This is a genomic window from Nonomuraea sp. NPDC049480, assembly GCF_044465905.1.
GTDB lineage: Bacteria > Actinomycetota > Actinomycetes > Streptosporangiales > Streptosporangiaceae > Nonomuraea.
Genome location: NZ_JBITMD010000019.1, coordinates 105,663 through 117,961, shown reverse-complemented (window position 1 = coordinate 117,961; position 12,299 = coordinate 105,663). Strand labels below are relative to the sequence as shown.

Genomic DNA, 12,299 nt, shown 5'->3' with positions numbered 1-12,299 from the left:
TCATTCTGCCGTGCCTCGTTTCGTTTTCGCTCCAACCTTTCGAGATTGGCGGCGCCGACCCACCAGCTCGGCCACGTGCTCCTCGTACTCCTCCTCGGTCCACAAGCTGCCGCACCCGCCTACGTCCTCGCGGGCGTCGCACTCGACGCACCGCTCCCCCGCCACCCGGAACAGCGCCCGCTTGCCGCACGTCCGGCACGGCCCGACGAGTTCCTGCACGTGAACAGCCCACGGCGCGAGCCCATGCGCCCACCGGCGCAACGCCCCCATTTCGCCGATCATGCCGTCAATCCACGGCTGGCCGGTCACCCAGTCCAGATGCCGCAGCAGCCACGCCGACAGCTCGGCGACGTCGGCCCGCTCCGGGTAGACCAGGCCACGGTACTCAGCGATCAGCCACGCCCAGTTCGTCAAGGTCGACGGGATCGACGGCGGGCCGATCTGGTCGTCATCGTCGCCGTGGATCGGCGTCGCCCCGTCATGCAGCATCGACAGCACATCGAGCCGCGGCGGCGTGCCGGCCTCCTGAGAGCCGGACACCTTGTCCCCGCCGCCCTGGCCGGCGTCTTGTGCTGATCGAGCCACTGCATGAGCAGCGGGGTGATCTCCAGGTCGCGACACAGCCTGGTCGTACAGGTCGCGCAGATGAGACGCCCGTTCGCTGCCTGGCGGGGTTCACCCCGTCCGCAGCGAGGGCCGATGCACAGCGAGTTTGTGTCGGTCAACGCTGTCCTTCCGAAGTCCGGGAGGGATAGCAAGCCGTACCACTATCGCTAGCAATATGGCTCTCGTTAAGGGACTACGGTACGTCCTCCCTGGTGACGACGCCGTTCGCCTCCACCACCGCGTCGTACGGCGGGTGCAGTTCCTGCCAGGTAGTCCTGTGGTTGCTCTATTTCGGGAGCGACAAACGGCCTCCAAACGCGGCGTGCGCGCAGGTAACCGAAGGCCGTCACCATCTCTGGGATGTTCTAATACCACCGTCCGGGATGGAGGAGGCTCCAATCCAACGGCACAAGCGGCAGCTTCACGCACTGTCATCGAGATGCGACAAAGGTGTGCACTTACCATGCCGCCATTGACAAGATCAAGGGGTTGATTTGTCGCGAACTCCGAGTAAGGATCACATGTCGGAATAATCTTTCATTTCCGACCGGAAGGACCGATAGTTGATTCGCGCATTCGTGAACCGATTAACCCTCCTCCTCGCAGCAGTAGCTAGTGCGGCAGCGTTTACACTGCACATGCCAGCCGCGAACGCTGAACCATCACCGTCCCCCTCTCCCACCCCAAGTGCGAATGACAGTGCGCTGGCTCAAGCCATAGCGCTTAATGACCCTGCCAAGCAAGAAGGCATCCCCAGCACGAAGAAGGCGGATACCACATCATCGGCAGGGTCCTGCGACGAGTTCAAGCCAGGATCTCCCAAGTTGGCGAAGGTCCCAGAGGGCAAGAACGTGGTGTGTATCGCCAGCCAGGGCCCGGCGAGCGAAATCTCGCCCCGCCTGGCCAACGCGCTACCGCGCCCTGCGGAGATCCCCGAATGGTGCCAGGACGCCACGCACTGGGAATTCAACCGCACCCAAGCCTGCCGCCATTGGGTTTACAACGTCCTCATGATTGACACGCGGGGCAAAGTCATCGGCACCCTCGAACTTGACACCTGGGATATGGTAGTCACCACTCCCAATGCTGAACGGATGACCTGGGAGCAGTGGCTCCATCCACAGTTCCCAACTGGCGGTCCATGGACTGGGATGACTTGGACAGCCAATGGCGACTGTGTCGGCCTGTGCGCTATGCAGACCACAAATGTCACCGTTCCGGTCGATTTCGGCGCCAGGTGGACTAGGGCCTATCATTGGTTCGTCGACACGCTGGGATCGACGATCGGCCAGAAAGCCAAGATCTCGCTCGATGTCGAACATGTGTTCTATGTTCCCGGGACCTTCCCAGTTGACATGTCTGACGCGGTCCAACTCGTCGAGGACATCCGTTGCGATTACCGCTCGGCAGGCACCAACGCCTACCACGGCTGCGTCTTCCCCGGGTATCGCCCCATTATGCGCGTTCCCAAAACCACGATGCCCCAGTTCGCGCAACATATAGCCGACGCTCAGTCCACCAATTGGCCAATCGGGGCTCCCGGAAATGTCCCTCTATCGCGTCTCACCAATAAGGCCGACATCAAAGAAAACCGGACGCAGTCCTGCCAGTACGCGCCCTCTCCCCGACCGCCGGATCCGGCCACTGGCGAGCGTCAAGAGTGCGATGAATACCCCTTTGCCTCCACCCACGAGGGGTCATACACCAGCGGTTTTGACGCCAGCTGGCGGCTTATCCGGGAAAGCCAGAACCTAGCGGGCGCTAATCTGCTGCAGTCCACCTACGACCAGAACCGCATCCTCAACAAGGACGAGTTCTGGGTCCAAGTCGTCACCATCTAGGAAAGCCTCGGTAGTCTCTTCATCATGACCTCATCGCCCTCGACGACGCCCCCAGCAGCCGCTTCAGCGACAGTATGGCTGTCCTACAAGCAGTTGCTGCTCACCGATCCGAACGCCAGCAAGGAACACCCAAGTAGTGTCCCCAACGGCTTGGTCGCCGCAGGGATCGACACGGGTGTCATCCTCGCCGGCGTACACACGGGCGTCGTCGGGGTGACGGTGCAACTGGCGGAGTCCGAGCCGCCCCCTTCCCCGCAAGGATGGGAGGAGACCGAGGAAGTCACAGTGACGTCAACAACGGGCAACCTCCTCGTACGTGGCATGATGGCCAGCCCTTCATCGGATCTGCCCAACTTGGCTTATCGCGGGGCGGGTCACTATCGATTGCGGGTCCAAGCCAAAGGCCGAAGCCATGGGCAAGACACGACCGAAGAACCTCTTGAGCATTTCCTGCTTACGGTATGGCCGCTGGATGAGGCACCAACCGGACAAGAGGACGCTGTCCGTAGGCTGACAGGAACCACCACCGTTACTACCGGCCACCCTACGAAGGGACATGTCCTAGAAGGGCTAGTCCCAACGCCGAGCCTGCTAATCGGTCAGGTCCGTGTGCGCGAAGGACACATCGTGATCTGCAACCCCTACCAGCAACCAGACCGCCTGCCTGAAGCTGAGGGGAACGGGTTGGTGGCTACGGCACCCGACATGATTATGATCATCTCCGCTGTCGCGAACGACATCGCCCACATTCGGGTGAACTTCAGCCCTGAAGCGCCTCGGATGCCCGCCACGACCTGGCAAGCATCTCAGGATGCTGAATTCATCACCACCACTGGCGTAATGCAGTTACGCGACTTCATTCCCAACGACGACGACGTCACCCCCCGGTTCAACATCGCCTGGCAGGGCGCGGGACGCTACGGGATACGGGTACACGGCCGCTCCCGCCGCCTGTCACCGGAGATGGCCGCCAGGGAACGCGGCGAAAGCTACATGCTGGCCATCTGGCCCATCGAAACGGCAGGGATTGGCGAGAGTCGCAGGACATAGCCACGCACTCGATCGCTCGCCATCCTATGATCGGCAGAGGGCTGGTCCGCTCGAACGTGACAAGGTCGTCCTGCAGGACTGTCAAGTCATCTAACCTCGCGGCCAGGTCGACGGCCTTCTCCAGGTAGCCGCCGGGCCCCAGAAGATGGGGCGTCCGTAGGCTCCTCCTCGCCGGGTATCACCTACGAACCTCCTGCGTGATGGCGTCGAACACGTCCCGCACCAGGCGTGCGTCTCCAAGCGCGGTGTGCTTGGTCTCCCGTTCCTGCGTGACGTCGACGATCTCCCAAGCCAGGTAGTCCGTGGCGCCGTCGAGCCAGTCGTGCACGTACGGCGCGGCCTCGGCCCCGAACGCCTCGTCCACCTTGCCGTCGTAGACGGACGGACGGCCGTAGACATAGCCGGTCAGCGTGGCCCGAATGTCCTCCATTCGGTGCGATGCCGTGAACGCCTGCCCGTGGGCGTGCAGGAACGCCTGCAGGAAGTCCCGATCGTGGCGGGGATTGTTCGCCACGATCGTCGCGCCGTCGAGGTGCCGCGCGAGGCGGAGCGCAATCTGATCCGCCGTCACGTTCTTCATCACCTTGCCCGCGGGTGGGGCATCGGCGCGCTCCGTCCCGCACCCCAGCTGCACGCCGGCGCCGGCCTCTCGGTCACAGACCTGGCTCCTGGCGTAGTACCGGCCGATCTGCAACGCCTTGGGGTCGGCGTAGGTGAGATCAGGCTTGACCTGCCACCAGAACTCCCGGTCTCCGAGGTCGGGACAGTCGGTGTCGCGGACGATCGCAGCGGCCTCCCACAGGGAGCCGAATCGGGGGTCGAGGGTGGTCGTCTCTGTGTCCAGATACACGTACTTCATGAGTGGCCCTTCTATGGGTCACAGCTCGGCGAACAGGTCGAGCTGTCGGGGTTTGGCGGCTTCCTCGGCCTGGCGGGCGAGGTCGCGCGGGTGGGGTTCAGGAGTGCGGCCGACGGCGCGGCAGTAGCTCACGCAGGTCCGGTCGTGGACGTCGTGGCATTCCCGGGAGTACACGATCGGCTGCTGGCAGTAGCTGTTTTCGTAGACGTGCTGCCTGGTCCACGGCTTGTTCTTCTGGCTGCAGTCGACGCACTTCACCGGTCACGCTCCTGGGGGTTGAGGGGCGGGTGGCCCGGCGCGCAGCCGGGCCACCCCTGGGGTCAGTCGGGGAGCTGGGTGTCTCGGACGGGCCGCGCCGCCGAGGCGGTGGAGATCGGCCGCCGGGCGGGGTCGCGGTGGTCACTCCGGTGGATGCGGGCCAGTTCCTCCGAAGCGGCCTTGACCACGTTGGGGTGACTGGCCCACGGCTTGCCGTCGACGCCGAGCGTGCAGCCGGGGGTGTAGCAGACGGCCTGGTGCCGCCCCTCGCCGTCGACCTCGACCGGCTCAATCTTCACGACGATCCGGGGGGCCATAGTCGCCAGCCTTTCCGCTTGCGACAGTGGGCTGATCCTTGGTCCAGTCCGTCCAGTCGGTGCCGTCCATGCCGATCCAGTCGGGGTTGACGACGCGCATGCCGTTGCAGGCGATGGCGACGAAGTAGCCGACGTTCTGGTGTGCGGTGTCGTCGGCGGCGGGCTGGACGCCCGCAGACCGGGCAGGTGATGGTCAGGAACTCCATGATCTGCTTGGGGCACTCGTGGATGCCGATGGCGAGGTTGGCGAGTTAGCCGGCGTCGTCGGCGAAGAACGTGTGGTCGTCGAGGACTATCCGGTCGCTGGAGTCGTGGAAGTTGTCCTCCATGTTGTCGATCCACCGGTCTTCGTGAGCGGCGATGTAGGAGGACAACTCGTCCGGGGTCACTCCAACGTGGACCTCGAACTCCATCTCCCAGTCGTAGGTGACCGTCTCCTCGACTCTTTGCGGGTCTCGCGCGGCAGGGCCTCCTCGACCTGGTATGGCGGCATCGGCAGGTAGCAGTAGGGCTCCGTGACGGTGGTGTGGATCCATACATCGGGGCGGCCTTCCGCGGCCTGGTTCCGGATGGGGCCCTTGCAGAGGGTGCAGGTCGATTCCGTGTTCTCCACGGTTCTCCTTCGTTGGGTTGGGGGTGAAGGGCGGGCGCTGGGTGGCGCCCGCCGTCCGAGGGGTTAAGCGTTGATGGCGCGCTGGCCGCTGGAGCCGAGGCGCGCACCGCCGCCGAGGTCGGCGCGGTCGCCTGCCTCGCGACCGGCGAGGTAGGCGTGCGTGTCGCGGATCTTCGGGCCCTTGGAGGCTCGGGTGTGGGGGGCCTGGCGGTTGAAGTAGTCGTCGACGGCGGCCTGGCGGTCACGTAGGACGAGTTCGGTGGAGCGGCCCGTGCTGGTGGTGGGGAGTCTCGGCGGTGGCGGCCTTGTTGGCCTCGCGCAGCTTCTCGCCGACGCGAGAGGCGAACCCGAGCATGAAGCTCTTGCGGGCGCTGGCGAGGCTCGTGCGCCCGCGGCGGGTGACGGTCTTGACCTCCTTGGCCATTGCAGCGACAGGGAGGCGAAGAGCATCTTCACGACCTCGAGGTCGCTCTGGTAGCCGGACACCATGAGGTACGTCGTGTCGTTGACCTTCCACGACAAGGTGCGGCAGGTCTTGGCGTTGGTGATGGCGGCGAGGAACTGGATGCGCTCGGCCTGGTGGGTTTTGTCGATGGCGAGGGCCCAACTGCTGAGTTCGTCCGTGATCTGTCCGGCGGCAGCGAGGTGGGCGCGCTCGATGCCGTAGCTGGCCATGAGGTTGTAGGCGCGATCGCGGTAGGTCTCGGCCTCTTCCGGGCCGGTGTTGGGGTGCTCCGCGATGGCGAGGTATTTGCGGATGCGCTCTAGCGTCTTTTCGGGGGCGGTGGTCACGTGTCCGTCTTCCTGGGTTGTTGGTGCTATCAGTTTTGCTTGCATGAGTTGGTAGTGCTCATGCTCGCTTGTTTTTGGATCTTGGCCATTCTTGCACGTTCGTTCTGTTTTCGCAACGACCCTTAGAGTGTGCTGAAACGCGCTTTGAGCGGCCACAATGCGTGGAAGGATCAACTACGCGCCGAGCATGATCAGCAGCGCTCACGCTCGCTCTGAGCGTCACGCGCGTACGCTTCAGCGCCACGTCGGAGGGCGCTTCCCGTGCTTCACCACCTGCATGGCCACTCAACACGCAAGCAACCTCACTTGCAGAAAGAACCGAAGCACGGAAAGGTATATGGCGACATCACGCCCGCCCGCCAAGGAGACACCGTCGCCATGGCCCGCTCAACCCAAGCCACCGCCGCCCGCAAGGCACTGGTCAAGCAAGCGGAACAGCAAGCGGCATCTCGCCCCCGCACCAAAAGCCGCCAGGACAAACCCACCCTCGCCGTCCGCATCAGCTACCACACCAACGAACGCCTCACCCACGCCAACGAAGAGACCGGCCTCGGTATCTCCGGCATCGTCGAAGCCGCCCTCGTCGATTACCTCAACTTCCTCGGCATCCCCGACGACGCCAAGCCGCCTCTCAACCCGGACGGCACCCGCCCCAAGCGGGAACGCAGCGTAAAGAGCCGCAACCGCCGGGCCAAAGAAGAGGTCGACGACGTGCCCATCGGTCCACGCATCACCCAACAGACGAACGACCGGCTCACCGTCGCCTGCCTGAACACCGCCACCGGCCCGCAGGACATGGTAGAGACCGCCCTCAGAGCATGGCTGCTCAAGCATGGCGTCCCACTCCATCGGCGAACGCCCGGCACCTGACGACCGCAGGCCGAGCGGATCGAGGCGGCCGAGCTGGCGGGGTTGTGGCCGGCGGGCTCACGGCCATGATCAGCACCATCCAACCGGCAGGACCGTCTTACGCGCCAACCCGGCGATCGTTTCCGGTCACAGCACTAGTGTCATACGCCTGAAATTCGTCGGTTAAGTTCATAAGCTGGTGGATATGGCGCATTCAGGACCGTCGGCAGTAGAGATCCATCTGACCGAAGCTGAGCGAGCCCGGCTGATCGGCATGTCCGCGGAGCCGTCACGGTTGGCGATCCGGGCAAAGGTCGTGCTGTGCTGTGCGGAGCCGGGATCCAGTAACGCGCAGGTGGCGCGGGAGTTGGGCATCGCTGTCGGCACGGTGCGCAAATGGCGTGCGGCCTTTGCCCGGGGCGGGCTGGACGCCTTGGTCGATGAGGCCCGCACGGGGCGGCCCAAGGCGGAGTTGACGGTCAGCGACGAGGAGCGGGCGGTGTTGCATCGGTGGGCGCGGCGGGCGAAGTCCTCGCAGGTCTTGGCGATGCGCTCGAAGATCGTGCTGGGTTGTGCGGACGGCAAGGACAACCAGCAGATCGCCGCTGAGCTGCGGGTGCATCCGGACACGGTGTCCAAATGGCGTCGTCGGTTCCTGCGGTTACGGCTGGACGGGTTGATTGATGAGCAGCGTCCGGGCCGGCCGCCCTCGATCACCTTGGATCAGGCCGAAGAGGTGGTGGTGGCGACCTTGGAGGAGACGCCGAAGAACGCCACGCACTGGTCGCGGGCCTCGATGGCCAAGCGTAGCGGGCTGAGTAAGTCGACGATCGGGCGGATCTGGCGGGACTTCGGGCTCAAGCCGCACCAGGCCGACACCTTCAAGCTGTCGACGGATCCGCTGTTTGTGGAGAAGGTCGTCGATGTGGTCGGGCTGTATCACGACCCGCCCGAACGTGCAGTGGTGCTGTGCGTGGATGAGAAATCGCAGATCCAAGCCCTGGACCGGTCGCAGCCGGTGCTGCCGATGATGCCGGGCATGCCCGAGCGGCGCACCCACGACTACGCCCGCAACGGCATCACCAGCCTGTTCGCCGCCTTCAACATCGCCGACGGCAGCGTCATCGGCGAGTTGCACCGTCAGCACCGCGCCGCCGAGTTCAAGAAGTTCCTGACCACGATCGACCAGACGGTGCCGGCCGAACTCGACGTCCATCTGATCTGCGACAACTACGGCACCCACAAGACCCCGGCGATCAAAGCCTGGCTGGCCCGCCATCCCCGCTTCCACATGCACTTCACGCCGACCGGCTCTTCGTGGATCAACCAGGTCGAGCGCTGGTTCGGCTATCTGACCGACCAGCTGATCCGCCGCGGCGTCCACAAGAGCGTCCAAGCATTGGAGAAGGACATCCGCGACTGGATGGATCAGTGGAACGACGACCCGAAGCCGTTCGTCTGGACCAAGACCGCCGAAGAGATCCTCGAATCCCTCGCTAAATATTGCCGACGAATTTCAGGCGCATGACACTAGCTGTCTTCCAGGACGGCTCGAGATGGTTGTTCGACGTCCGCCCAGCTTGTTTGATCAAGGAGCGGGACGAGACGCGCTTCGCGGCGACGGGTGAGGCGGCGCTGGCAGTGGGTGGCGGTATTCGGTGGTGACCGGCTGGCGACCGCACGTGCTGAGCGTGCTGGACGCCTTGTCGGCGCCGCGCCGGCCTCTTGAGGATCAGTTGGGGCTGCAGCTCACGGCAACGCCTCGGTTCCAACTAACGTGTCACGGCACAAGCCCCGAGCCGAGACACGTTAGTTGGAGCTGGGCCACGATTGCCGGCACCGTCCCGGTCCGGTCCAGGTCAGGCCCTGTAACCCCTGGTCCAAGGGCTGTAGCTCGAGCGGCCGGGTCAGCGCTCGGTCGCGCTGGAAAGGAACTCCACGAGCACGTCGGCGAAGTCCTTGGGCGACTCGAAGAACGGAAAATGCGCGCCGCCCTCGGTGCGGCTGAAGATACGCAGCTTCGCGCCGGGTATCCGGCTCGCGATCCACTCCTGGGAGGTCGGGGCCACGTGGCTGACTTCGCCGCCGGTCACCAGGGTCGGCACGTCGATGGCGGGCAGCACCTCGCGCCAGTCCTGCATCACGTGGTCGATCAGGAGCTTGGCCCCGTACGGCATCGCGAGCTTGAGATTCTCCTCGTACAGCCAGGCGAAGTCGTCTTCCGGGACGTCGGGGGTGAGCATCGAGGTGAGGAAACTGCGCCGGGCGGTGGCCGAGTCGGCGCCGAGGAGCGCCTGGGCGAACCCTTCCGCGCCGGCGAAGTCAAGGATGGCGCCTGACTGCGTGATCTCGGCCGGGTCCATCCAGGGCATGGTCACGCAGACGCTGGGCTGGTCGAGGATCACCAGAGACCGGAGGCGCTCGGTGCCGTATTGATCGATGTAGGACCACAGCACGGAGGCCCCCATGGAGTGCCCGAGCAGGTGGGCCTGGCTGATGCCGAGGTGATCGAGCAGCTCGTTCAGGTCGGTGGCAAGGGTAGCAATGCGCGCGCCGTTGTCGGTGCGCCCGGATTCGCCGTGGTTGCGTATGTCGTAGGTGATGACCCGCAGCTCGGGTCCGAGCAGGCCGAGCAGACGGTCGAACATCGCTTGAGACTGCGACCAGCCGTGCAGCAGGACCAACGTTTCCTCCCCGGCGCCGGTGTCGCGGTATGCGATAGTGCACCCGTCACGTGTCGTGAAGTTCTGCATGCTGAGTCCGCCTCCTCGCGGTGCACGGGGCATCGGCCCTCTTCTCAGCGGCGCTCGGACCGTGTGAGCGTCGTCACATGAGCATCGGGTCATCGTGGCGCGGGGACTACAGTCCGATGACTGAAATCGACCGGCGGAATTCCTCTCATTGTCGAAAGTCATTCTCGATGAGATCGAGTAGCTGAAGTCCCAGATGTAACGTCAGCCGAGTCCTGCCGTCGGCCAGGTCGAGTCCCGTCAGCTCGACGATGCGTTCCAGGCGGTAGTACAGGGTCGTGCGGTGGATGTGCAGGGCTGCGGACGCGGCCGGTCCGGAGCCGCCGGTGTCGAGGTACGCGCGCAGGGTGGCGGTGAGCCGCCGGTCACGGTCAACGGCCAGCAGGCGTTGCATCTCGTCGGGAAGGGTCTCGAGCCGGATCTCGCCAGGAGGAAGTCGCAACAGGATGCCGAGGGTTCCGAGGCCGGACCAGTGGGCCACAGGTGCGGGAACCATGGCTCCCGCGGCGCGGCAGGCCAACTGGGCCTGACGGTAGGAGGACCACGCCGCGGCCAGCCCGGTCATCGCCGAGCCGATCCCGGCCACGCAGGTGAAACGGCCGTCGGAGACGTCGTGGACCTGGCGGATCAGCTGGTCGGTGAAGCGGTCCACGTCCGGCGCGGGGACAGGTGAGTGGGAGCACAGGACCAGCGCCGCCCGGCGGTCGTGCACGCAGAAAAGGATCTTCCCTCCGGGATTCGCCCGGGTCTGCGCCGACAACGCGCGTCGTAGCGCGATGGTGATGTGGGAGGGCGTCGCCGGCTCGTCATCGTCGCGCACCTCCACGGCCACGGCCCGCACGTGCTCGCCGAGGCGTGTGCCGCCACTGTCCGCGAGTGCCCGCAGGGCTTCCCGGCGTACGCCGGCGTCCGCGTCCAGCAGGCCGTCCACGGCGGACTCGCGGGTCAGGCTCGCGGCGTCTACTGTCGGCCCGTGGACGTCGATCATCAGGGAGGCGAGCTCGCGGGCGGTGGCGGAGATCGTGGCCAGTTCGGACGTGGTGAGGGTCCCGTCGGCGTCGAGGACGATCAGCAGACCCAGCAACTCGCTGCGCCGGCGGATCGGTACGCACACCCGCGCCTTGAATCCGATCTCCGGCTTGGGCGGGATGATCCCCGCCGTGGTCCAGTTCGTCACGCCCTGCGCCAGGACGTGTCCGATCGCCTTACCTCCCGCGTCGCGCTGAAGCACGGCCCGGATCCGGACCTCGTCCTCGTCACCGTAGTGAGGACTGGTGTAGAGCAGGCGGATACCGGCATCGTCGACCGCCACCGATCGCTGCAGGCGCTCCGCGAGGTCGTCAACGATGTCCTGGATGGTGCTGTGTCCCACGGCGGCATCCTACAAACAGAGGAAAATCCCTTGAAGAGTCTCGTCCTCCGACGGTGCCGGGACGTCACCCTCGGCATTCACGCTGATGCCCTGGATCCACGCCGGACATCACGAGCCGCCCGGCGTCTGTCGGGCATCGGAGGACAGCTATGAAACCCGCCAGGAGCACGGAGTTGGCGGGTATCGCGGTGATCGTCTTCGGCGCCGGGTCGAGCGGTCCAGGGCTCAGCATCAGTGCGGCGACGGCGCACGCGTACGGACTGGCGGGAGCCTGGGTGGCCTGTGTGGACCGCAACCGCGGCGAGGCCGAGCGCGTGGCCAAAGAGATCCTCGCGGAGGGCGGGAAGGCCATGGCGCTCAAGGCTGACGTGACCGACGAGGCAGAGGTGGCCCGCGCCGTGGCCAGGGTCGCAGACAACTGGGGATCTCCTGAAATTTTGCACAACAACGTCGGTCTTGCCCTGCGCGGGACCGTTCTCGACCTTGCCCGCGACGACTGGGACGCAGCGATGGCGGTCAATCTGACCAGCTGCTATCTCACCGTTCGCCATGTCCTGCCGCGCATGCTCGAACGGGGCAAGGGCGCCATCGTCAACGTGTCCTCGCTGTCCAGCATCCGCGCGACGGGTTACGTCTATCCCGCGTACAGCGCGGCGAAGGCCGGAGTCAACCAGCTGACGGTTTCGCTCGCTCTCACCTACGCTGAACACGGCATTCGCGCCAATGCGGTCGTCCCTGGCCTGATCAACACCCCGCTCGTGGCCCGGCAACTCGTCGACGATCCTGCCGGCCTCGAGACCGAGCTGGCGGCTCGTGATGCCAGGAGTCCTACAGGCAGGATGGGTAGCCCGTGGGATGTGGCCAACGCGGCCGTGTTCCTGGCCTCGGACCGCGCGTCGTACATCAACGGGGTCTGCCTGCCCGTGGACGGGGGACTGGCTGCCCGCACCGGCTGAGCGCCGACAATCTTCCGCCAAGTAGAGCGCTCATCC

14 protein-coding genes are annotated in these 12,299 nt (G+C 65.2%); 5 read left to right on the top strand and 9 right to left on the bottom strand.

What is annotated here, in order from left to right; all coding sequences use genetic code 11:
* Complete coding sequence (locus ACIBX3_RS41240) at window positions 1–585, bottom strand: hypothetical protein (RefSeq protein ID WP_397126018.1); 585 nt, start codon at window positions 583–585, stop codon at window positions 1–3.
* A gap of 845 nt (window positions 586–1,430) precedes the next feature.
* Here ACIBX3_RS41240 and ACIBX3_RS41235 point away from each other — a divergent pair.
* Together ACIBX3_RS41235 and ACIBX3_RS41230 are read left to right on the top strand one after the other, a co-directional pair.
* Window positions 1,431–2,447: a hypothetical protein gene (locus ACIBX3_RS41235; protein WP_397126017.1), complete on the top strand. Its 1,017-nt coding sequence runs from the start codon at window positions 1,431–1,433 to the stop codon at window positions 2,445–2,447.
* A gap of 24 nt (window positions 2,448–2,471) precedes the next feature.
* Window positions 2,472–3,497, top strand: a complete 1,026-nt coding sequence (locus tag ACIBX3_RS41230; protein WP_397126016.1) for a hypothetical protein — start codon at window positions 2,472–2,474, stop codon at window positions 3,495–3,497.
* A 178-nt stretch (window positions 3,498–3,675) separates the two neighbouring features.
* On the opposite strand, the gene ACIBX3_RS41225 is transcribed toward ACIBX3_RS41230, so the two are convergent.
* From ACIBX3_RS41225 to ACIBX3_RS41200, 6 genes are all read right to left on the bottom strand, one after another.
* A complete protein-coding gene (locus tag ACIBX3_RS41225; RefSeq protein ID WP_397126015.1) occupies window positions 3,676–4,356 on the bottom strand; it encodes a hypothetical protein in 681 nt (226 codons plus the stop codon).
* Between the two features lie 18 nt (window positions 4,357–4,374).
* Entirely contained in the window at window positions 4,375–4,614 is a 240-nt protein-coding gene (locus ACIBX3_RS41220; protein ID WP_397126014.1) for a hypothetical protein, read from the bottom strand.
* Window positions 4,615–4,676: 62 nt separating this feature from the next.
* A complete protein-coding gene (locus ACIBX3_RS41215) occupies window positions 4,677–4,913 on the bottom strand; it encodes a hypothetical protein (RefSeq protein ID WP_397126013.1) in 237 nt (78 codons plus the stop codon).
* The gene (locus ACIBX3_RS41210; RefSeq protein WP_397126012.1) at window positions 4,903–5,031 is read right to left on the bottom strand and encodes a hypothetical protein; all 129 of its coding nucleotides are present in this window, start codon (window positions 5,029–5,031) and stop codon (window positions 4,903–4,905) included. Before ACIBX3_RS41210 ends, ACIBX3_RS41215 begins: the two co-directional genes overlap by 11 nt.
* 151 nt (window positions 5,032–5,182) lie before the next feature.
* Window positions 5,183–5,344 (bottom strand): hypothetical protein, encoded by a 162-nt coding sequence (locus ACIBX3_RS41205; RefSeq protein ID WP_397126011.1) that lies wholly within the window; start codon window positions 5,342–5,344, stop codon window positions 5,183–5,185.
* 263 nt (window positions 5,345–5,607) lie between these two features.
* On the bottom strand, window positions 5,608–6,336 hold the full coding sequence (locus ACIBX3_RS41200; RefSeq protein ID WP_397126010.1) for a DUF2786 domain-containing protein: 729 nt from the start codon (window positions 6,334–6,336) through the stop codon (window positions 5,608–5,610).
* Between the two features lie 261 nt (window positions 6,337–6,597).
* On the opposite strand from ACIBX3_RS41200, the gene ACIBX3_RS41195 reads away from it, so the two are divergent.
* Window positions 6,598–7,206 carry a hypothetical protein gene (locus ACIBX3_RS41195; RefSeq protein WP_397126009.1) on the top strand — a complete coding sequence of 203 codons (609 nt, stop codon included), beginning with the start codon at window positions 6,598–6,600 and terminating at the stop codon, window positions 7,204–7,206.
* A gap of 184 nt (window positions 7,207–7,390) precedes the next feature.
* Window positions 7,391–8,713 carry an IS630 family transposase gene (locus ACIBX3_RS41190; protein WP_397126008.1) on the top strand — a complete coding sequence of 441 codons (1,323 nt, stop codon included), beginning with the start codon at window positions 7,391–7,393 and terminating at the stop codon, window positions 8,711–8,713.
* A 379-nt stretch (window positions 8,714–9,092) separates the two neighbouring features.
* On the opposite strand, the gene ACIBX3_RS41185 is transcribed toward ACIBX3_RS41190, so the two are convergent.
* The gene (locus ACIBX3_RS41185) at window positions 9,093–9,938 is read right to left on the bottom strand and encodes an alpha/beta fold hydrolase (RefSeq protein ID WP_397126007.1); all 846 of its coding nucleotides are present in this window, start codon (window positions 9,936–9,938) and stop codon (window positions 9,093–9,095) included.
* A 145-nt stretch (window positions 9,939–10,083) separates the two neighbouring features.
* Window positions 10,084–11,307, bottom strand: coding sequence for a PucR family transcriptional regulator (locus ACIBX3_RS41180; RefSeq protein WP_397126006.1), 1,224 nt, complete (start codon window positions 11,305–11,307; stop codon window positions 10,084–10,086).
* Between the two features lie 173 nt (window positions 11,308–11,480).
* Between ACIBX3_RS41180 and ACIBX3_RS41175 the strand changes: the two genes are divergently transcribed.
* Window positions 11,481–12,263 (top strand): SDR family NAD(P)-dependent oxidoreductase, encoded by a 783-nt coding sequence (locus ACIBX3_RS41175; protein ID WP_397126005.1) that lies wholly within the window; start codon window positions 11,481–11,483, stop codon window positions 12,261–12,263.
* Window positions 12,264–12,299 lie beyond the last annotated feature (36 nt).

Coding starts and splice junctions, on each gene's coding strand:
- ACIBX3_RS41230 (WP_397126016.1), top strand. CDS start 2,472: ATGACCTCATCGCCCTCGACGACGCCCCCAGCAGCCGCTTCAGCGACA.
- ACIBX3_RS41225 (WP_397126015.1), bottom strand. CDS start 4,356: ATGAAGTACGTGTATCTGGACACAGAGACGACCACCCTCGACCCCCGA.
- ACIBX3_RS41210 (WP_397126012.1), bottom strand. CDS start 5,031: ATGCGCGTCGTCAACCCCGACTGGATCGGCATGGACGGCACCGACTGG.
- ACIBX3_RS41205 (WP_397126011.1), bottom strand. CDS start 5,344: ATGGAGTTCGAGGTCCACGTTGGAGTGACCCCGGACGAGTTGTCCTCC.
- ACIBX3_RS41190 (WP_397126008.1), top strand. CDS start 7,391: ATGGCGCATTCAGGACCGTCGGCAGTAGAGATCCATCTGACCGAAGCT.
- ACIBX3_RS41185 (WP_397126007.1), bottom strand. CDS start 9,938: ATGCAGAACTTCACGACACGTGACGGGTGCACTATCGCATACCGCGAC.